Origin of the sequence: Acinetobacter sp., from assembly GCF_049284435.1 — a bacterium.
Taxonomy (GTDB): domain Bacteria; phylum Pseudomonadota; class Gammaproteobacteria; order Pseudomonadales; family Moraxellaceae; genus Acinetobacter.
The window spans coordinates 1-19,000 of the sequence record NZ_JBAPXX010000076.1 but is presented as its reverse complement, the minus strand read 5'-3'; the positions used below and the strand labels follow the sequence as shown (position 1 = coordinate 19,000).

General features: G+C 40.8%; 20 protein-coding genes. 12 read left to right on the top strand and 8 right to left on the bottom strand.

Annotation, left to right across the window (positions count from 1 at the left end):
• Positions 1-366: 366 nt before the first annotated feature.
• A complete protein-coding gene (gene ilvA / locus WAK81_RS07030) occupies positions 367-1,905 on the bottom strand; it encodes a threonine ammonia-lyase, biosynthetic (protein ID WP_422196251.1) in 1,539 nt (512 codons plus the stop codon).
• 103 nt (positions 1,906-2,008) lie between these two features.
• Between ilvA and rpiA the strand changes: the two genes are divergently transcribed.
• The 7 genes from rpiA to WAK81_RS06995 all read left to right on the top strand — a co-directional run bounded on the left by rpiA (position 2,009) and on the right by WAK81_RS06995 (position 8,832).
• The gene (rpiA, locus tag WAK81_RS07025) at positions 2,009-2,680 is read left to right on the top strand and encodes a ribose-5-phosphate isomerase RpiA (RefSeq protein ID WP_004279784.1); all 672 of its coding nucleotides are present in this window, start codon (positions 2,009-2,011) and stop codon (positions 2,678-2,680) included.
• 238 nt (positions 2,681-2,918) lie between these two features.
• Positions 2,919-3,599 carry a M48 family metallopeptidase gene (locus WAK81_RS07020; protein ID WP_422196250.1) on the top strand — a complete coding sequence of 227 codons (681 nt, stop codon included), beginning with the start codon at positions 2,919-2,921 and terminating at the stop codon, positions 3,597-3,599.
• Between the two features lie 183 nt (positions 3,600-3,782).
• Complete coding sequence (gene argC, locus WAK81_RS07015; RefSeq protein WP_422196253.1) at positions 3,783-4,838, top strand: N-acetyl-gamma-glutamyl-phosphate reductase; 1,056 nt, start codon at positions 3,783-3,785, stop codon at positions 4,836-4,838.
• Positions 4,839-4,915: 77 nt separating this feature from the next.
• Positions 4,916-5,665 (top strand): DUF6776 family protein, encoded by a 750-nt coding sequence (locus tag WAK81_RS07010; RefSeq protein WP_422196249.1) that lies wholly within the window; start codon positions 4,916-4,918, stop codon positions 5,663-5,665.
• 18 nt (positions 5,666-5,683) lie between these two features.
• A complete protein-coding gene (gene clpS, locus WAK81_RS07005; RefSeq protein ID WP_004279780.1) occupies positions 5,684-6,097 on the top strand; it encodes an ATP-dependent Clp protease adapter ClpS in 414 nt (137 codons plus the stop codon).
• 9 nt (positions 6,098-6,106) lie between these two features.
• On the top strand, positions 6,107-8,383 hold the full coding sequence (gene clpA / locus WAK81_RS07000; protein ID WP_422196248.1) for an ATP-dependent Clp protease ATP-binding subunit ClpA: 2,277 nt from the start codon (positions 6,107-6,109) through the stop codon (positions 8,381-8,383).
• 95 nt (positions 8,384-8,478) lie between these two features.
• Positions 8,479-8,832, top strand: a complete 354-nt coding sequence (locus WAK81_RS06995) for a YnfA family protein (protein WP_422196247.1) — start codon at positions 8,479-8,481, stop codon at positions 8,830-8,832.
• A 102-nt stretch (positions 8,833-8,934) separates the two neighbouring features.
• Here WAK81_RS06995 and WAK81_RS06990 read toward each other — a convergent pair whose 3' ends face one another.
• From WAK81_RS06990 to WAK81_RS06980, 3 genes are all read right to left on the bottom strand, one after another.
• Positions 8,935-9,408 carry a hypothetical protein gene (locus WAK81_RS06990; protein WP_422196246.1) on the bottom strand — a complete coding sequence of 158 codons (474 nt, stop codon included), beginning with the start codon at positions 9,406-9,408 and terminating at the stop codon, positions 8,935-8,937.
• Positions 9,409-9,512: 104 nt separating this feature from the next.
• Positions 9,513-10,433 carry an ornithine carbamoyltransferase gene (gene argF / locus WAK81_RS06985; protein ID WP_422196245.1) on the bottom strand — a complete coding sequence of 307 codons (921 nt, stop codon included), beginning with the start codon at positions 10,431-10,433 and terminating at the stop codon, positions 9,513-9,515.
• Between the two features lie 113 nt (positions 10,434-10,546).
• A complete protein-coding gene (locus tag WAK81_RS06980; RefSeq protein WP_422196244.1) occupies positions 10,547-11,194 on the bottom strand; it encodes a TetR/AcrR family transcriptional regulator in 648 nt (215 codons plus the stop codon).
• Positions 11,195-11,425: 231 nt separating this feature from the next.
• Between WAK81_RS06980 and prpB the strand changes: the two genes are divergently transcribed.
• A complete protein-coding gene (prpB, locus tag WAK81_RS06975; RefSeq protein WP_422196243.1) occupies positions 11,426-12,310 on the top strand; it encodes a methylisocitrate lyase in 885 nt (294 codons plus the stop codon).
• Positions 12,311-12,314: 4 nt separating this feature from the next.
• Positions 12,315-13,454 carry a bifunctional 2-methylcitrate synthase/citrate synthase gene (gene prpC, locus WAK81_RS06970; protein WP_422196242.1) on the top strand — a complete coding sequence of 380 codons (1,140 nt, stop codon included), beginning with the start codon at positions 12,315-12,317 and terminating at the stop codon, positions 13,452-13,454.
• 64 nt (positions 13,455-13,518) lie between these two features.
• Here the strand turns inward: prpC and WAK81_RS06965 are convergent, their stop codons facing one another.
• Positions 13,519-14,139 carry an aminotransferase gene (locus WAK81_RS06965; protein ID WP_422196252.1) on the bottom strand — a complete coding sequence of 207 codons (621 nt, stop codon included), beginning with the start codon at positions 14,137-14,139 and terminating at the stop codon, positions 13,519-13,521.
• 102 nt (positions 14,140-14,241) lie between these two features.
• Positions 14,242-14,724, bottom strand: a complete 483-nt coding sequence (locus WAK81_RS06960; RefSeq protein ID WP_422196241.1) for a CinA family protein — start codon at positions 14,722-14,724, stop codon at positions 14,242-14,244.
• Between the two features lie 252 nt (positions 14,725-14,976).
• Here WAK81_RS06960 and WAK81_RS06955 point away from each other — a divergent pair, with 252 nt between their 5' ends.
• Together WAK81_RS06955 and WAK81_RS06950 are read left to right on the top strand one after the other, a co-directional pair.
• Entirely contained in the window at positions 14,977-15,207 is a 231-nt protein-coding gene (locus WAK81_RS06955; RefSeq protein WP_004280185.1) for a hypothetical protein, read from the top strand.
• Between the two features lie 620 nt (positions 15,208-15,827).
• Positions 15,828-16,100, top strand: a complete 273-nt coding sequence (locus tag WAK81_RS06950) for a hypothetical protein (protein ID WP_422196240.1) — start codon at positions 15,828-15,830, stop codon at positions 16,098-16,100.
• Positions 16,101-16,206: 106 nt separating this feature from the next.
• On the opposite strand, the gene WAK81_RS06945 is transcribed toward WAK81_RS06950, so the two are convergent.
• The gene (locus WAK81_RS06945; RefSeq protein WP_422196239.1) at positions 16,207-16,548 is read right to left on the bottom strand and encodes a hypothetical protein; all 342 of its coding nucleotides are present in this window, start codon (positions 16,546-16,548) and stop codon (positions 16,207-16,209) included.
• Positions 16,549-18,033: 1,485 nt separating this feature from the next.
• Between WAK81_RS06945 and WAK81_RS06940 the strand changes: the two genes are divergently transcribed.
• Positions 18,034-18,180: a hypothetical protein gene (locus tag WAK81_RS06940; protein WP_422196238.1), complete on the top strand. Its 147-nt coding sequence runs from the start codon at positions 18,034-18,036 to the stop codon at positions 18,178-18,180.
• Positions 18,181-18,221: 41 nt separating this feature from the next.
• On the opposite strand, the gene WAK81_RS06935 is transcribed toward WAK81_RS06940, so the two are convergent.
• Positions 18,222-18,857 carry an SOS response-associated peptidase gene (locus WAK81_RS06935; RefSeq protein WP_422196237.1) on the bottom strand — a complete coding sequence of 212 codons (636 nt, stop codon included), beginning with the start codon at positions 18,855-18,857 and terminating at the stop codon, positions 18,222-18,224.
• Positions 18,858-19,000 lie beyond the last annotated feature (143 nt).

The following is a 19,000-nucleotide window of genomic DNA, read 5'->3' as shown; positions in this document are numbered from 1 at the left end:
AAAATATAAACAACGAATTTGGGATATTGGTTGTGTATTTCTGAATGTGCCTCTACACCTGCGATGTTGCGGAGGTTGTTTGCGGTTGCATTACTGGGAATATTTTTCATACTTATTCGAACACGATCTTCTTCTTGATTTAATTTGTATGCTGGATAGCCGTATAAATAGACAAATAAAGTGGTGAGCAAAATAATAATAAAAGTGATATTTATATCTTAAGATTCTGTTTTTGTAATTATTTTTGATTGTAACAAGATTGAAAATTAACGGATAATTGGGGTTTTCATTGATGATGCACTTTTAAATCTGCATAGAATATTATCCTAAAAAACCGCCTCGAAAGGCGGTTTATATTTGAAAGAATTACTTCAAGAAGCGTTGATAACCGAGATTATTGGTAATTTCCTGATATGGATAGTTAATCGTTTCGAGAGTTTCAACCAAGCCATCCGGATTCTGTTGTGCATCGGTCGCTTCAAGACCCACCAGAACACGCCCTTCAGCAGCACCGTGGTTACGGTAGTGGAACAGGGTAATGTTATGGGTTGGGCCAAGACGTTCCAGGAACATCAATAAAGCGCCAGGACGTTCCGGGAATTCCACGCGGAACAGGCGTTCATTTTCAATATCGGCATGACCACCGATCAGATAACGAATATGCAGTTTGGCCACTTCATCATCAGACAGATCATCAACGTCATATTGGAATTTTAAGGTTTCATAAATTTCCTGACGTTCTTTCTCGCCATTTTTCAGACTAATACCGACAAAGACCTGTGCCGCAGAAGCATCGCTGGCACGATAGTTAAATTCAGTGATATTACGGCCTTGTAATGCGCGGCAGAAGCTCAGGAATGAACCTTTCTGTTCTGGAATCGTCACGGCAAAAATTGCTTCTTTGCGTTCACCCAGTTCAGTACGTTCAGCGATATAACGTAAACGGTCGAAGTTCATGTTGGCGCCGCAGACAATCGACACCATATTTTTACCTTCGATGCCATGTTCAGCCACGTACTTTTTGATGCCGGCCAATGCCATCGCACCAGATGGTTCTACAATGCTACGGCATTCGTCATAAGTGTCTTTAATCGCTGCACAGACTTCATCCGTATTCACTAGCACCACATTCGGTTCCACGATAGGGCCTGAATTGTCCGACTTTTGCAGACGAATCACCTCAAAAGGTTTTTCCCCAATTTGGGCTACAGCTGTCCCATCAGCAAACAAGCCCACAGATGGAAGAATCACACGCTCATTGGCTTCTAAAGCAGCTTTTAAACAGGCAGATTCATCGTATTCCACCGGAATGACTTTAACGTGTGGTGCGACATCACCTAAATACGCTGCAACACCTGCGATCAGGCCACCACCGCCAACTGCGACAAACACGTAATCCACATCACGCCATTGACGCAGAATTTCATTGGCAATCGTACCTTGGCCTGCAATCACCAGTTCATCATCATAAGGCGGAATAAAGGTCATGCCATCTTCCTGGGCACGTTGAATCGCATATTTATTGGCAACATCAAATGAATCGCCATGCAAAACCACTTCGCCACCAAGACGCTTAACTGCCTGTACCTTGATATCCGGTGTGGTTTTAGGCATCACAATAATCGCGCGAATACCCAGCTTTTTCCCTGAGAGTGCCACGCCCTGTGCATGGTTGCCCGCTGAAGCAGTAATAACGCCACGTTCCATTTGTGATTTCGGTAATTGACTAATACGGTTATAGGCGCCGCGTAGCTTGAATGAAAAAACCGGTTGTAAATCTTCACGTTTAAAGCGGATGTTATTATTGAGTCGTTCGCTAATTCGTGGCGCTGCTTCGAGTGGAGTTTCGATTGCAACATCGTAGACCGTTGCTTGTAAAATTTGTCGAACCAAACGAGACAGCATGTTAATTTTCCATCTAACAGTTTAAAATAGGGCTTATTGTAACAAACCACACGGCTTTGCGGTTTAAAAAAGCTGCAAAAGTCCAAAATAGTTGAGTGAAGCCATGAGTCTATATGCAACCCAAGATGAGAAAAAACAAGCAGCAGCCAAAGCCGCTTTAAAACACTTGCCAAAAGGGGGCATTTTAGGCGTAGGTACAGGCAGTACTGTAAACTTTTTAATTGACTTATTACCTGAGCTGCAATTAGAAGCTGCGGTAGCCAGTTCAGAAGCAACTGCACAGCGCCTGAAAAAGCTCGGCATTGAAGTGGTGGATATGAACTCTGTCAGTGGTCTGGATGCTTATGTTGATGGTGCAGATGAAATTGATCGTCATATGCATATGATCAAAGGTGGCGGCGCAGCGCTGACACGTGAAAAGATTGTTGCTTCTATTGCAAAAAAATTCGTGTGTATCGTGGATGATTCAAAATGGGTTGGACAATTGGGTCGTGAGTTCCCGCTTCCTGTAGAAGTGATTCCAATGGCGCGTTCTGCTGTTGCGCGTAAAATTGTATCTTTAGGTGGTGATCCTGCTTATCGTGAAGGTGTGGTAACTGACAACGGTAACGTGATTTTAGATGTGTACAACCTGAATATTCTAAATGCGCTTGAACTGGAAAAAACCTTAAATGATATTCCGGGCGTGGTGTGTAATGGGATCTTTGCGATTAATAAAGCAGATATCGCAATCGTTGCGACTGATAATGGGATTGAAGAGCGTACTGCGGTTTAAGGTTTGACGAACTTCTTTCATACCTTAGGTTTTCTCCTTCTAGGAGAAAATGTAAAAGAGGTTGTAGAAAATGAAAGAAGTGAGTTTTTAGTAAATAAATCTACCCAAACTCTGAGTAAAAGTTAAAGTCCTGCTTTAACTTTTATGCAAGAAAGGCTCATTATTACATATTTTAATAAAGGCTTTTCTCCCTCCTTTAACAAAGGAGGGTTGGGGAGGATTCAACAAAAGAATAAAAATGACCCTATCCGACCTACCTGAAATCCAAATCACCCGAAATGTCCGTTCAACACGGTTACGTTTGCGTGTCGATGCGACCCAGATCCGCCTTACAGCCCCGGTTTTTTGCAGCAAAAAACAGATACGGCATTTTATTGAACAATCTGAAAGCTGGCTGATTAAAACCTGGCAATCCCAGCAAGAAAAAATCGAAAATATTGACCGGACGCTACCGAGTGAGCTGCAGTTATTCAATCTAAAAGCACCTGTGCAAATTTTTTATCAAAGCCAGAAAAACAACTTTATTTTTGATCATGAAGATCTACAGCTTTGGATTAGCGATCGGCATCCCGAAGAATATTTAAAAGCTTTCGTGATTGCCTACGCAAAAGAACAGCTTCCTTCATATTTAAATCTCGTCTCACAGCAATGTCATTTGCCTTTTAAAAACTGTAACATTCGACAACCTAAAACCCGGTGGGGCAGTTGTTCAGCCAAGCATGACATCATGTTGAACAGCCTGCTGGTGTTATTTCCTGAAGAAGTCACGCGTTATGTCGTGGTACATGAGCTGGCACACACAAAGCATTTTGATCATAGTCCACGCTTTTGGGCAGAAGTTGCCAAGCATGATCAGCATTTCCAGCAGCATCGTAAAGCACTGAGAAATACGCTGTTGCCATATTGGTGGGGTGCCTAAAACAATAACTAATAGGTTAGGATTATTTCATTAAAATAGCCTAAGCAACTTAGAAGTTTAATTATCAAAATCGGCCTTATCCTGCGGATCAATTAAAAAACCAGCAAACCCCAGTGAAATGGTTTAGAAAACCTCAACTTCCTGTCATACTAGGCCTTATAAAGGAAACATTTATTTGAGGTAATCATCGTGATTTCAGTGGGTATTGTGGGTGGTACGGGTTATACAGGCGTTGAACTTTTGCGTCTTTTGCTACGACATCCAGATGTAAATGTAACAGCACTGACATCACGTACTGAAGCAGGTCGTCGTGTAGATGACATGTTCCCGAGCTTGCGCGGTCATACCGATCTTAAGTTTTCCGATTTAAGTCTGGATTTATTAAAATCATGCGATGTGGTGTTCTTTGCCACGCCGCATGGTGTCGCAATGAAACATGCCGAAGAACTGGTCGCTGCGAATACCAAAGTGATCGACCTGGCTGCCGATTTTCGTTTACAAGATCTTGAACAGTTTGAAAAATGGTATGGCATGCAACATGCATGTCCAGAACTGTTAAAAGATTCTGTTTATGGTTTATCTGAGCTAAATCGTGAAGAAATTAAAAAGGCCAGTGTCATCGGGAATCCGGGGTGTTATCCAACCACAGTTCAGTTAGGTCTGGCGCCAGTTTTAAAAGCGGCTGAAGCATTGGTGAAACCTGAAAGCATTATTATCGATGCCAAATCTGGTGTATCAGGTGCAGGACGTAAAGCCAGTCTGGGAATGATTTATTCTGAAAATGCCGATAACTTTAAAGCCTATGGTGTAGCAGGTCATCGTCATCATCCGGAAATTGTCGAAGCACTGGAAAATATTTCAGGTCAAAAAAATGTGTTTGATCATATTTTATTTGTACCGCATTTGGTGCCGATGATTCGTGGTATGTTGTCGACCATCTATATCAATTTAACTGAAGCAGGGCAAGCAGCAGATTTACAAGCGCTATATGAGCAGTTCTATGCCAATGAAGCCTTTGTCGATGTCATGCCAGCGGGTAGTTCACCTGAAACCCGTTCAGTACGTGGAGCAAATCAGTTGCGTATTGCTTTGTATAAGCCACAGCCAACGAAACTGGTGATCCTAGTTGCACAAGACAATCTGGTAAAAGGCGCAGCAGGTCAGGCTGTGCAAAACATGAACCTGATGTTTGGTTTTGCTGAAGACGCTGGCTTAAATAATATTGGTTTATTACCATAAAAAACGTATTAGAACTTCACACACATTTAGATTTGCATTTAAATGTGTGTCTTGATTAAAGCAAACAAGAGATCAAAATGCCGAATAACGAGTCAAATACGACGCTTCCTCAGGAACCCGGTACTAAGAAACCATTCATGAAAGGCAATACGCCCTTGGCGATTGGTGCGGCTGTATTGATCTTAAGCAGTGGTGTACTCGGATATACCGTAGGACATCGTCAGGGTTTGACTGCGGCGGGTTATGATGCAGATGCAGAGCAACTGGTCGATGTGGTACAGACTCAAAAAGCCAGCTTGGAAAAATTGAACAAGACACTGAATACTGCGGTTCAGGAGCGTGATCTAGCTGTTAGCAATGCTAATGATCTGTATCTGGCCATGACCAAGGCACGTGATGAACAGGTGCAGGCCGAAAGTGTGGGAACCATTTATCGCGAGATTTTGCGTCAGCGTGGTGGTCTGGCATTGGCGGTTCAAAACCTGTCGATTAAACCATTACCTGAAAATGCCTTTGAATATCAGATTGATCTGGTTCAGGTCAGTCCTGGCAAAAGCCGTGCTTCAGGTGCCGTGGAACTGCGGCTGATTAAAGGTACTGAAATTCTGGTGGTGCCACTGGAAGATAAAAACTTTAATTTCGAAAACTATGAGCGACTCACTGGTCGCTGGACCATGCCGAAAGGCTTTAAGCCAGAATTTATTGAAGTGCGTCTCACCGGAGCCAAACCTGTGATTCGTCGTTTTAGTTGGGAACAGGGCAAAGCAGTAGAAAATCAGTCTGCCACCTTGTCAGAAATTCCGAAAACCGAAGCAAATGCAAATTAAGTGTGAAATATAAATCTTATGCCAAGCAATAAACGTCAAATGTGTTTAAGTGATATTAAAAATTCTTTTAATGAGTCTGGAATCGTTGATTGGCATATCAGCCCACGTTTAGCAAATGAACCCTCTGAAGATGGTGATTCTGACTTAGCTGTACAGACTGCACCGCCAGAACTGAAACGTCCACCGTTGTATGCCGTTGTTTTATTAAATGACGACTATACGCCGATGGAGTTTGTAATTGAAATTTTACAACAATACTTTGCAATGAATCTTGACCAAGCTACACAAGTAATGCTAACTGTACATTATGAAGGAAAGGGTGTAGCTGGGGTCTATCCTCGAGACATTGCGGAGACCAAAGCGAACCAAGTCAATAATTATGCTCGATCACAAGGTCATCCGTTACTTTGCCAAATAGAGCCTAAAGATTAAGGGGGTTACATGCTCAGTCGTCAATTAGAAGTATCACTACGTTTGGCTGTCAGCATGGCTCGTCAAAAGAGACATGAGTTCCTGACCGTAGAACATTTATTATTAGCCTTGCTCGACAATGATTCTGCCGTGAATGCTCTGAAAGCATGTGGTGCGGACATCATCGTGTTGCGTAAGGAATTAGAAGAGTACGTAGAACAACATACCCCTAAATTTGGTGAAAATAGTGATCAGGCACCACACCCAACAGAAAGCTTTGACCGGATCTTGCAACGCGCGATTTTTCACGTGCAGTCAAGTGGCGGCGATCGTACTGTAGAAGGTGCTGATATTCTGGTTGCCATGTATTCTGAGCGTGACTCCTTTGCAGTCTATCTGCTTAAACGTCATCAAATTAACCGTCTGACCCTGACTCAATACCTGTCTCATGGTACGCGTAAAGAAGATGTACAATCTGAAGAAGAAATTGAAGACCTGGATGGTGAGTCAGTATCTTCAGCGAGTTCAGGTCCGCTTGAGCTTTATACCACTAACCTGAATGTTGAAGCACAAAAAGGCAAGACAGATCCGCTGATTGGTCGTGAAAAAGAAATCGAGCGTGCAGCGCAAATTCTTTGCCGCCGTCGTAAAAATAACCCACTCCTTGTCGGTGATCCAGGGGTAGGTAAAACCTCGATTGCTGAAGGTCTGGCTTGGCTGATCGTCAATGGTAAAGCGCCAAAACCACTGGAAAATGCTGAAATTTTCAGTCTGGATATCGGTGCTTTGGTGGCAGGAACCAAATACCGTGGTGATTTTGAAAAACGCTTGAAACAGCTTTTAAATGCGCTGAAAAAGAAACCTGAAGCAGTGCTGTTTATTGATGAAATTCACATGATTATTGGTGCAGGCTCAAGTATGGGCAGCACCATGGATGCATCGAATCTGATCAAGCCGGCTTTAGCCAATGGTACTTTACGCTGCATCGGTTCAACTACTTTCCAGGAATACCGCCAGGTCTTTGAGAAAGACCATGCTTTATCGCGCCGTTTCCAGAAAATTGATGTGAATGAGCCATCTATTTCTGAAACTATTGATATCCTACGTGGTCTGAAATCGAAATTTGAAGATTTCCATCATGTGGAATATGATGATCAGGCTTTGGTATCCGCAGTAGAACTTTCTGCGAAATTTATTAACGACCGTTTCTTGCCAGATAAGGCGATTGATGTCATTGATGAAGCCGGTGCTCAGCGCCGTCTCAAAGCAGAACAAGATGACAGTTTGATCACTGTAGAAAATATTGAAGACATCGTTTCCAAAATTGCACGTATTCCACCAAAAACTGTCTCCAAAGATGACAAGAGCGTGCTGGAAAATCTTGAGCGTGATCTGAAACGCGTGGTCTTTGGACAGGATGAAGCGATTGAGGCCTTGGCATCTGCAATTAAACTGTCACGTGCCGGTTTGAAATCTCCAGATAAGCCTGTAGGTAGTTTTGTCTTTGCAGGTCCAACGGGTGTTGGTAAAACCGAAGTGACCAAGCAGCTTGCGAAACAGATGGGTGTGGAACTGGTTCGTTTTGATATGTCTGAGTACATGGAACGCCATGCAGTGTCTCGTCTGATCGGTGCACCTCCGGGCTATGTCGGTTTTGATCAAGGTGGCTTGCTCACCGATGCGATTCACAAAAATCCGCATTGTGTGCTATTGCTCGATGAGATCGAAAAAGCGCATCCAGATGTGTTTAACCTGTTATTGCAGATTATGGATCATGGTTCATTGACTGATAACAACGGGCGTAAATCTGATTTCCGTAACGTGGTCTTGGTACTAACTACCAATATTGGTGCGGAAAGTATTTCGCGTGTCAGCATTGGTTTTATGGAACAAGACAATAGCAACGATAATCAGGAAGCGATGAAGAAAGCTTTCTCGCCAGAATTCCGTAACCGTCTCGACGGCGTGATTCAGTTCAAGGCATTGCCAAGCAGCATCATTGAAAATGTCGTGGATAAATTCCTGACGGAACTGCAAGCACAACTGGATGACAAAAAAGTCATGCTGGAAGTGGATCAAAGCGCACGTGAATGGATGTCAGAACATGGCTATGACCGTTTAATGGGCGCACGTCCAATGCAACGTTTGATTCAGGAACACCTGAAAAAACCGCTGGCTGAGATGATCCTATTTGGTGAACTGGCTGAAAATGGCGGCAATGTTGCAGTATCGGTGAAAAAAGAAAATGGTAAAGCGGTTGGTTTAAAGCTTGAAGTTTTTGAAGATCAGACTGCTGAACCAGCCTAATTAATAAGAAGGATCAAACCCGTGCTTGCACGGGTTTTTTCATGTGTTCATGTTTTAAATCATTAAATTCCTTCATACAGTTCAATAAATAAATTATGGATATTCAAGTTACCAAGCTGTTCACGACATTTTTACTGTTTTTAGTCACGGCATTGATGGAAATCTTAGGCTGTTATTTTCCCTATCTGATTTTAAATCAGGGGAGAAGCCAATGGTTATGGATTCCGACAGCTCTGGCTTTGGCGGCTTTTGTCTGGCTGTTAACCTTGCATCCAGCTGCTTCAGGACGGATCTATGCCGCTTATGGCGGTATCTATATTTTTTCAGCACTAATGTGGTTGCGCTTCGTTGATCAAGTCACACTGTCACGTTGGGATCTGCTTGGTGGCATGGTGCTAATACTGGGCGCGTTGATTATTATTTTGCAGCCGCAAGGCTTGGTGCGTTAGCAGGATATAACAGTAAACCTCATCAAAAAAGGTAGCTGTGGCTACCTTTTGTTTTCTGGATTCTTGAATCCTGAATCGAAATAAATGTCTTATGTGTTTAGATTATTTTAATTTGCAATCTTTCTGGGAAATATCAGTCTTATAGGTTTGTGTCTGCGAGTTCAGGCTGAGTTCAACCTTGTAAGGGTTCTCAATCTGGTACCGATGTTCAAAGAAAATTTCACAATTATTGAGCAGATTATTGCGAATGACTTTCATTACTTCTTTGCGCCCTAGGTCTTTTTCAAACTGGCTAAAATCGGGCGTGATGATCATGCCTTTCAGTGTGGTTTTGTTGGCACTTAACTGTAATTGTTCAATAATCGTATTCTGGTCAATTTGTAACGGCAAGGTTCTAGAATCTTCTGCACTAAGTACTGTGAGTAATTCATTCAGTTCAGCTTTTTTCTGAATTTTAAATTTGCTGTCAATAATATTTTTTTCTTGAAGATATTGGTCAAATTCAGAAGCATGCACCGGTAAGGCGACACTGCTAAAACCTGTCAAGAGTGCCAAAGCCCAATATTTTTTTTGCATTGTATAAAATCACTTTTTATTCCATTTCAACAATGATTATAAGAGCTGAGACAAAAAAAGCACCAGAGATTGGTGCTTAATTTGTGAAGATTCATCTTAAAAAATTAGTCTTTTTTCAGATTTTCATTAATCAGGAATTCAACCAAAGCTTTTTGCGCGTGCAAGCGATTTTCAGCTTCATCCCAAACCACAGCATTTTTATGGTCAAGCAGATTTTCTGAAATTTCTTCGCCACGATGCGCAGGCAAGCAGTGCATAAACAAGCAATCCGGATGTGCGAGATCCATCAGGCGTTCATTCACCTGATAATCTGCAAAGGCTTTTTCACGGATTTTCTGTTCTTCTTCCTGGCCCATGCTTGCCCAAACGTCAGTCACGATCAGGTCAGCATTCACCGCTGCATCTTCAGCGGAAGGAACCAGTTCCACACAATGCGCAAATTCAGACAGGAATTTTTCTTGTGGCTCATAGCCTTTTGGCGCTGCAATTTTCAGATTAAAGCCCCACATATGTGCAGCTTCAATATAAGAGTTACACATATTGTTGCCATCACCAATCCAGGCAACAGTTCTACCTTCGATTGAGCCACGTCGCTCGACATAGGTCTGCATGTCAGCAAGTAACTGGCAAGGGTGGTGGTCATCAGTCAACGCATTAATCACTGGAACATTTGAATAAGATGCAAAACGCTCCACGATATCATGGCCGAAAGTACGGATCATCACGATATCCAGCATGCTTGAAATTACACGTGCAGAATCTTCAATCGGTTCACCACGACCTAACTGGGTATCGCGTGAAGACAGGAAAATCGCGCTACCACCAAATTGGCTCATACCAGCTTCAAACGAAACACGCGTACGGGTACTCGATTTCTCAAAAATCATGCCCATCACTTTACCAACAAATGGTTGGAACACTTCATTGTTATGCTGTTTGCGCTTAAGCTCAATTGCGCGTTGCAAAATCTGGTTAAGTTCTAAAGTTGATAAATCGCGTAAGGTGAGAAAGTGACGGAGAGCCATTCGTTACTCCACAATAATTGCCGAAAAACTCGAGCAACAATCAGTTGTTGGTTAGTTTAAGAAAAAATACGGAATCGGCTAATATACTATAAGCAATCAAAAATGCAAAAAAACTAGACTTTTTGATGACCGTCTAAAAAGCGATCCACACAATAACTGATGTATTTGTCGATTTCCTGATTATCTTCCTGTACCGGAATTCCCATCAGAATACGCCATTCCAGATTGCGCAAAATACCAAAATACAGTTGTGCCGAATATTGCGGATTTTCGCAATGCAATAAACCTTGCGCATCTGCCTGTTCTAAAGCCGTTGCAATGGCACTTTGCACATGCACTGGGCCTCGCTCATGAATATGCTGGGCAAGTTCCGGATTGCGCTGGCTTTGTTCCAGGACCAGACGCATAAAGGCCGAGTTTTCCGGTTGCATGATCTGGTGATAAAAATTGAGCAGCGTATGTACCAGATAACTATGAAAATCCAGTGCCATCAGTTCGATGGGAATACTGATATCTTCAAAAAACTTGATACGACGATAATCGCAGATTGCTTTAAACAAGCCCTCTTTATTGCCAAAGTACTTATAAATAGAGGCCTTAGAACCGCCGGCATGCTGGACGATATCATCCAGAGACACAGCGTCATAACCCCGTTCCAGAAATAGCTCGGTTGCACTGACCAGCAGTGCAATACAGCGCTCATGACCACGTTTGGTCTGTGGCAGATCTTTGGCGAGCGGTTCTAGGGCAAGGTCGTGCATAGGAGATAGTACATCAAGATGTCAATAGAGATTGAAACGCCATCATAGCAAATATATGCACATATTTCATAATTGCGCCGGATAAGCGCGGTATTTGCCGGATTAGGTAAAGCAAAACTTAAAAATTTGACTAAAGTTTTAGAGTATTTGTTCTATCAGGTTGTGGAATGAGCAAGCCAAATGAGTATACTCGAATTTCAATAATTATAGCCAATACTGTGGAAAAGGAAGATGACAGAACAAATGTCTGCAGGTTTAAGATTTAGACAAGCACTTGAAGTCGAGAAACCATTGCAAATTATGGGCACGGTAAATGCCTATGCTGCCATGATGGCCAAACAGGTCGGTTATAAAGCCATTTATTTATCAGGTGCGGGTGTCGCGAATTATTCTTATGGTTTGCCTGATCTGGGCATGACCAGCCTAGATAATGTTCTTGAAGATGTACGCCGGATCACTGAACGTGTTGATACACCTTTACTGGTTGATATTGATACCGGTTGGGGCGGTGCATTAAATATTGCTCGTACGATCAAACAGATGATTGCAGCAGGAGCCGCTGCGGTTCATATTGAAGATCAGGTGGCACAGAAGCGTTGTGGTCATCGTCCAAATAAAGAAATCGTATCGCAACAGGAAATGGTCGATCGTATCAAAGCTGCTGTAGATGCGAAAACCGATTCAAACTTTGTGGTGATGGCGCGTACTGATGCGCTGCAAAAAGAAGGCATACAAGCAGTAATTGATCGTGCTTGTGCGTGCGTTGAAGCGGGCGCAGATGCGATCTTTGCTGAGGCGATGACCGATATCACCATGTATCGTACAGTGTGTGATGCGGTCGGTGTGCCAGTCTTGGCGAATATTACCGAATTTGGTGATACGCCGTATTATACGGTAGATGAACTGGCTGAGCAGGGCATTGGCATGGTGCTGTATCCATTATCAGCGACACGTGCAATGCAAAAAGCCGCACTTGAAGTGATGCGTTCGGTACGCGAACATGGTACTCAGGTAAATGTGCTGGATATCATGCAACAACGAAAAGAACTCTACGAATTTTTAGATTATCACAGCTTCGAAGACACATTAGATAAACTGTTTAAACAGGAGAATTAAAAAAATGGCTGAAGGAAAAGTACTCACTGGCGCAGGATTGCGTGGACAAGTGGCAGGTAAAACCTCACTTTCAACAGTAGGCAAAAGTGGCGCAGGTCTGACCTATCGCGGCTATGACGTACAGGATCTGGCTGAACATTGTCAGTTTGAAGAAGTCGCTTACCTGATTTTCTTTGGCGAGTTGCCGACTTCAGAGCAATTGGCTGCCTACAAAGCTAAACTGAAATCCTTGCGCACTTTACCTCAGGCACTAAAAGAAGTCCTTGAGCGTATTCCTGTCGATTCTCATCCGATGGATGTGATGCGTACTGGCGTTTCCATGCTGGGTAATCTGGAAACTGAACTGTCTTTTGATCAGCAACAGGATATTGCAGACCGTATTCTTGCGACTTTACCAGCCATTATTTGCTACTGGTATCGTTATAGTCATGACGGCGTGCGTATTGAAGAAAATACCGATGATGATTCAATCGGTGCGCAGTTCCTGCATCTTCTGCATGGTGAAAAACCAAATGAGCTACATGAACAGGTGATGAATGTTTCCTTGATTCTGTATGCAGAGCATGAGTTCAACGCTTCAACCTTTACCGCTCGTGTGTGTGCATCAACATTGTCCGATATGCATTCCTGTATTACCGGTGCAATCGGTTCCTTGCGTGGTCCTCTACATGGTGGTGCTAATGAAGCTGCGATGGATATGATTGAAAACTGGACGTCGCCTGAAGAAGCTGAGCGTGAAATGCTGGGCATGCTGGAACGTAAAGAAAAAATCATGGGCTTCGGTCATGCGATCTATAAGGACAATGATCCGCGTAATGGCATCATCAAAGTCTGGTCTGAACGATTAGCCAAAGATGTCGGTGATACGGTACTTTATCCGGTCTCAGTGCGCTGCGAGGAAGTCATGTGGCGTGAGAAGAAATTATTCTGTAATGCGGATTTCTTCCATGCTTCGGCTTATCATTTCATGGGTATTCCAACCAAATTGTTTACCCCAATTTTTGTCATGTCACGTGTGACAGGTTGGGCAGCGCATGTGATGGAACAGCGTGCAGACAACCGTATTATCCGTCCAAGCGCAGACTATACCGGGCCAGAACTGCGTAAAGTAGTGCCAATCGCTGAGCGTTCTACAGCGGCTTGATTTGTAAAGCTCCTAGAATAAAAAATAAGGTCTCAATTGAGACCTTATTTTTTAGTGAATTCTGTTATCGGCTTAACAGTGCCGGATCTTCAATGCTATAACCTGTTTCAAAAGGAATACCCAGATACTTTACTATTATCAGGGTCTTATTCTGTCGCGGAACTTTATAGGCTTGGCTAATTTTCAAGCCTTGCTGATAACTGACTGCTTGCTGAACCGGACTTTTTTGTGAGCCAGATTTCACTTGATATTGATAGGTCCATTTTGGCACTTTTTCCTGAGGATCATGCCAGGCAGGAGCGCTACCTTTCGTTGTCTTTAAAACCTTAAGCTGTGGCTTTGATTTTTGAATTGGATTTAATGGAACTAAACGTTTTTTGATTTTGGCAATGTCCTGGTCAAACTTGCGACTGTCTTGATCATAATCGATGCGCTTGGTTTTAGGATTGATATATAAGGAATTGACCTGAACCAGTTGATTTGGTTTTTGGGATTTAAAATTATAATAATACAGTTGAGGCAAGCGTCCACGACCATCAAGATAATGACGCATGATATAAAGCTTCTGTTCTTTGACTTCATAGCCTAGAACTTCAATATTTTGTGGACCGCCTACGGTAGCGAAAGCCAGAGTGGGCAAGCCGAGAGGGAGCAGAAGCAGTGCGGTTTTAATATTCATGGTCATTCCACCCTCAAAAAAATAGATTGGCATCTGATCATGCCAATCTATCTTAAAATACGGTAGAAATAATGAAGCTTATTCAGGCTACACAGTAACTTTGAAAGCTTAGCTATAGCTATTATTCAGTAGATTGATCATGTCATGTGCAACCACAGCGGACAGTTTGTTGAGACGTTCAAGGGGCGAGCCTTTGAGATAATACTGGAACTGATGGATTTGCGTGCCATCATTAATGGCCACAAAAAATGTTCCTTCCGGTTTCTCTGGTGTCGCGCTACCACCTGGTTTAAGCAACCCTGTACAGGCGATAATCCAGTCAGCATCACGGAACATTTTTTTACCTGCTTTCGCCAGAGCAACCGTCACCGGCATAGACTCCGCAGTATGACTATTGATCAGAGTCTTGGAAATGCCCAATACTGAAGTCTTGACACTTACATCGTAGCAGATCAAACCACCAATCAAAATTTCGGCACCTTCTCCTTTACAGATGGAGAACTGGCTACTGAGATATCCAGAACTTGCGCTTTCGATAAAGGCAATTTTTATGTTTTTCTCTTCCAGTAAGCCGCAACAGGTTTTTATCATAGTCTCTATATTTTCTTTGTGGGAGTGATTTTAGATCAATTTGGACAGATTTTTTCTGTCGATTAACTCCAAGTATATTTATATTTTTATGAAAGTTAAAATTTTTTTCATGGATTAGTGTAATTTCATGTTGATCTAATCATAAAATCTGAGTGGTTAAAGCTTGGGCTATTTTCAAAAATAGAGGTTTCTTCTCAGGCGGAACAGTGGTAAAAATGAAAATAAAGTGCTTAGTGAAAGTAGGGTGTTGGAATGAAAACCACAGTAAAATATGTAGTCTTAAAAAGTCTTGACTATCAATTGGGTACACCATTATTTCAGGAAGAAATTGACGCTGATGGTCAATATTTTGATCAGATACCAAGCACAATTTCTTATCAGAACTTGCAGTTCAAAGTAAAAAGCAAAGAGCTTAAACGTTTGCATCTGGCCGAAGAGCAGGAAGATACTCAAACGATTATTGTGAAAGTAGTCAATATCTAATAAGAACTGAATTTAAGAAGCCTCTTTTAAAGGGGCTTCTTAGTTATAAATAGATTAATAAATATAATTAAAAACAATGATTTTACCTAAGTTAATACCAGATTAATAGCTAAAACTATTTGAATTAAAGTCAAGATAAATTCGAAACAGTTTAAGTGTTATTGGTGAGGTCATGTTAAGTATCGTATTTCCTCACAGTTAAGAATATTCAAAAAGAATTGGATTTTTAATATTTTATTTAATCTTTTAAAAATATAGAAGATTTAGATTGATTTTTATATATCAATAAATATCAAAAATATAGGGGCTGAGTGTTTCTATTTAATAACGCTTTTTAAATTTTATTGAATTTATATATATATGAAATAGGACTTAAGTTATTCCTTTTATTGGATAATAATTTTTTGCCCTATAAAATCTTTCATTATGTTTCTATTGCATTATATCAGGTAATTTATGTTGCGCATTAATCTCCACTTCAAGTACTTATCTTACTATTTTTTACATTGAATTAATCTGTAACAGGTTAAAGGTTGGCGAAATCTGAAAAATGCGTAGAGTGGATATTAAGTCGAAACCTATCGGCTTTTAATTTAAAGCAAATAGTAAGGAATACCACCATGGCTAATAATCAACAGCAAGACCAACAGAAACAGCAACAGCAAAATCAACAACGCAATCAAGATCAGCAGCGTCAACAAAACAACCAGCAAAACCCAAATCAGCAACAAAGTAACCAGCAACAACAACAGCCGCAGGGCCAAAACAACCAGCAACAACAACAGCAGCCGCAGCGCAATCAGCAACAAAACCAGCAAGGCCAACAGCAACAACAGCCACAGCAAAACAGTAACCAACAGCAACAACGTTCACGTAATCAACAAGATCAGTGAAAACCACAGCGTTAATTCTGTTTAAGATTTACGCTCTTTATAAAAAAACCGCCTGAATCAGGCGGTTTTTTTATAAATTTCATTTCACAATTAAACTGAACATAGATCAACACTGAATATTGGCTTTTAGCTTGTAGAAATTTAAGGCATTGTCTAGGTCTGTAAGCAACTCTTTTTCTGTATATTCTTTGGGTGCAAGTTTTAGCAGAGCAGGCATGTAGTTGTTTTTATATTCTTTAGGATATTGTTCACACAGGATGTGTATTCTTTCTTCCAGACTAATTGTTGAAGAGTCGAGTTGGTCCAGATAAGTACTGAGTTGATTATCTGACTGTTCAAACTGCGCTTTAATATTTGCATCAGCCTCGGCTGAACTCTCTGCTTGCTGTTTTTGGCAGCCGCTTATTGCCAGACTCATCAATAAAGTAATTAGTATGCGATTTTTCATGCTGCCAAAATATTGTTATTGCTCATATGAAAAATTATAGAGAGAAATGACTAAAAAGAAAGCAGTGATCTATAAACTTTATGAAACATTGAACATTCATAATATCTGATATTGACTGAAATAAGGAATTTTCTCCTAAAAATCTGAATTAACCCATTCTCATTTATAGGTTTAGCAATTCTTCTTGGGTTTTGGTTGTTTAATAGTCTTATTTGCTCATTAAAAAGATTTTTGGATAAATTACAGTCATTTAATTAACAAAAGTAATGGTTTTTTGATATTTTGAAACATTGCATCTATATATCCTACACAGATTGGCTGCATGGCTAGTGATATCTTGGCGTCATTCTAAGAACTTAATGAAAATAATTAAAAATCAGCACATTATAAGGCCTGTTTAATTTAGGAGAGTTAAACAGGCTTTTTCTTTTCCATATTAAATCTTGTTTTTTCTTTGCTGATTGTATTTTTTGCTCATTCTCTTTCACATAAGTTTTCATACACAACATAAAGCCTGAAAATTCCCTCAGGAGAGATACATGAATAGATGTTATTTATATATCTCTTTTCACGAAAAGACAGGACAAAGCTATGATGAGATGTATATGCGCATTTGGCATGGGCGTGATGGTCGGCTGTTGTTTTAAATCTTGCAAAGAGAAAATGTGTCAGATGATGAGCAGCAAGCATTGTAAAAGTGATCATTGTAAGAAAGACCAGACGACTCAAGCTGAAGAGCCTGTACGAACTTAGCCCTAAAAGCTTCAATTTTATTGAAAGGCTAAACAGAGCTGAATACTGAAGTTGTTCTTGATCACTGATTCAATCAGTTTGTATTGAATCATTCTATATTTAAAGCAATAAAGCTTGATCTTGGATCGAGCCTTTTACACTCAGGAGAAAAACATGATGCAATTTATATTTTGTTTATTTGGTCTTCATGGTGCGACTGAAATTAACTATACTTGTGACCATGATGAGGTCAAACAGTGTCGTGATTGCTTGAAAAATATTGAATAATGTGCCAAATCACCAGACGTATCAATGAAGATCAATCCCCGTTCAATCATCAGTTGGCGGGGTTTTTCTTTACTGATGAAATTTTTGGATCTAAGCAAAATTTCTCACAAGGAATACTTTATAAGAGAATTATTTCAATAGGATTACATTTTAATAAATTTTTAGAAGATTAGCACTGAGATAGAGAAATAATAAAATATAAGCATGCGATCGTCTACGCTCGAATTCTTGAAGCAATTCAAAAGAGGCTACTGGCTGAAACTGCATTAGATGGTCGGGATTGACTGATTAAGGCCAATCATTCTAAAAATTTTGCTGAGATGAACGACAAGAATTGTGAAATTTAAAAGAGCACTTCAAGGAAAGTTTGTCTCTTTAGAAAACTGAATGTGCAACATAAATAACATTGATGTTTAGCAGCAGATGTCATATTTATCTCTTAATAGATATATGAAGGAGATGTATATGACAAATAAGCCAGAGCAAGAGCAAGAATCAAATCCACATAAAGAATCGAATGACGATAAAGGTAATCAGGCATCTTATAAGCATGTCAAACCAGAGAAAAAACCCAATGTAGAACCCGAAAATCCATTGAGAGAGCAAAAATAGCTTTTTCACATGGACGAAGCCCTAACTTGATTTAGGGCTTTTTAGTTTCCCGATAAACGTTGATCTCTAGGCTTTGCAATAAACTCATCTTTCATTTCAAAGAAAAATTCATGGGCTTGTTCATGATCGCAGTCCAACCAGTCATGTCGTGCTTCTTCCGGAATCACAATGATCGAGCGTTTTTCGTCATTCGGGTCATGAAACTGTTTCATAAAGGGATGTTGATCTGAATTTATGGTCAGCATCGAAAATGATCTTATTTTCTCACCATCAATGTGTGTGTCATCATAAATCGCCGCCACGGTAAAAGGATTGCCATCTTCACGTGAAATACCAAACCAGTGCGGTTTACCGTCTATATATTTAGGTTCATAGAATGTATCGACCGGTACTAAAGCAAACTTGTTGTTTTTCCAAGCATGTCGAAAACTCGGTTTGGATGCGACTGTTTCAGTCCGTGCATTATAAGTATGCCGGCCATATTTCAATTCTTTCGCCCAAGCTGGAATCAGTCCGAAACGTGCGATATCCAGCTCAAACTCGTCAGCACCGCGCATAATGATTGGGGCCGGCGCTAAAGGATAAACATGAGTTTTCATTTCCAGTTCGAGTTGATCTTCATGAATATCTAATAAGGAAAGACGTTTTTTTGAGGGGAATTCATAGTTTGAGCACATAAATAACCTCTTTCATTCTAATTATTGTCTGCTAAAGAATTAAGGTATAAAAATGATGGGCTCAAAACAATTCGAAATCGTAAGTGTAGTTTTAACAGAAAGTAAGAATACGGATTAATATCAGTTTATCCTCTTTATAGAAT

Excerpts from the sequence above, each read along its gene's own strand:
- WAK81_RS06955 (WP_004280185.1), top strand. The coding sequence starts at position 14,977 with ATGAAAACCACAGTAAAATATGTAGTCTTAAAAAGTCTTGACTATCAA.
- ilvA (WP_422196251.1), bottom strand. The coding sequence starts at position 1,905 with ATGCTGTCTCGTTTGGTTCGACAAATTTTACAAGCAACGGTCTACGAT.
- WAK81_RS06940 (WP_422196238.1), top strand. The coding sequence starts at position 18,034 with ATGACAAATAAGCCAGAGCAAGAGCAAGAATCAAATCCACATAAAGAA.
- WAK81_RS06935 (WP_422196237.1), bottom strand. The coding sequence starts at position 18,857 with ATGTGCTCAAACTATGAATTCCCCTCAAAAAAACGTCTTTCCTTATTA.
- WAK81_RS07020 (WP_422196250.1), top strand. The coding sequence starts at position 2,919 with ATGACCCTATCCGACCTACCTGAAATCCAAATCACCCGAAATGTCCGT.
- WAK81_RS06960 (WP_422196241.1), bottom strand. The coding sequence starts at position 14,724 with ATGATAAAAACCTGTTGCGGCTTACTGGAAGAGAAAAACATAAAAATT.
- prpC (WP_422196242.1), top strand. The coding sequence starts at position 12,315 with ATGGCTGAAGGAAAAGTACTCACTGGCGCAGGATTGCGTGGACAAGTG.
- clpS (WP_004279780.1), top strand. The coding sequence starts at position 5,684 with ATGCCAAGCAATAAACGTCAAATGTGTTTAAGTGATATTAAAAATTCT.
- WAK81_RS07010 (WP_422196249.1), top strand. The coding sequence starts at position 4,916 with ATGCCGAATAACGAGTCAAATACGACGCTTCCTCAGGAACCCGGTACT.
- WAK81_RS06990 (WP_422196246.1), bottom strand. The coding sequence starts at position 9,408 with ATGCAAAAAAAATATTGGGCTTTGGCACTCTTGACAGGTTTTAGCAGT.
- prpB (WP_422196243.1), top strand. The coding sequence starts at position 11,426 with ATGACAGAACAAATGTCTGCAGGTTTAAGATTTAGACAAGCACTTGAA.
- WAK81_RS06945 (WP_422196239.1), bottom strand. The coding sequence starts at position 16,548 with ATGAAAAATCGCATACTAATTACTTTATTGATGAGTCTGGCAATAAGC.
- argF (WP_422196245.1), bottom strand. The coding sequence starts at position 10,433 with ATGGCTCTCCGTCACTTTCTCACCTTACGCGATTTATCAACTTTAGAA.
- WAK81_RS06965 (WP_422196252.1), bottom strand. The coding sequence starts at position 14,139 with ATGACCATGAATATTAAAACCGCACTGCTTCTGCTCCCTCTCGGCTTG.
- clpA (WP_422196248.1), top strand. The coding sequence starts at position 6,107 with ATGCTCAGTCGTCAATTAGAAGTATCACTACGTTTGGCTGTCAGCATG.
- WAK81_RS06995 (WP_422196247.1), top strand. The coding sequence starts at position 8,479 with ATGGATATTCAAGTTACCAAGCTGTTCACGACATTTTTACTGTTTTTA.
- WAK81_RS06950 (WP_422196240.1), top strand. The coding sequence starts at position 15,828 with ATGGCTAATAATCAACAGCAAGACCAACAGAAACAGCAACAGCAAAAT.
- WAK81_RS06980 (WP_422196244.1), bottom strand. The coding sequence starts at position 11,194 with ATGCACGACCTTGCCCTAGAACCGCTCGCCAAAGATCTGCCACAGACC.
- rpiA (WP_004279784.1), top strand. The coding sequence starts at position 2,009 with ATGAGTCTATATGCAACCCAAGATGAGAAAAAACAAGCAGCAGCCAAA.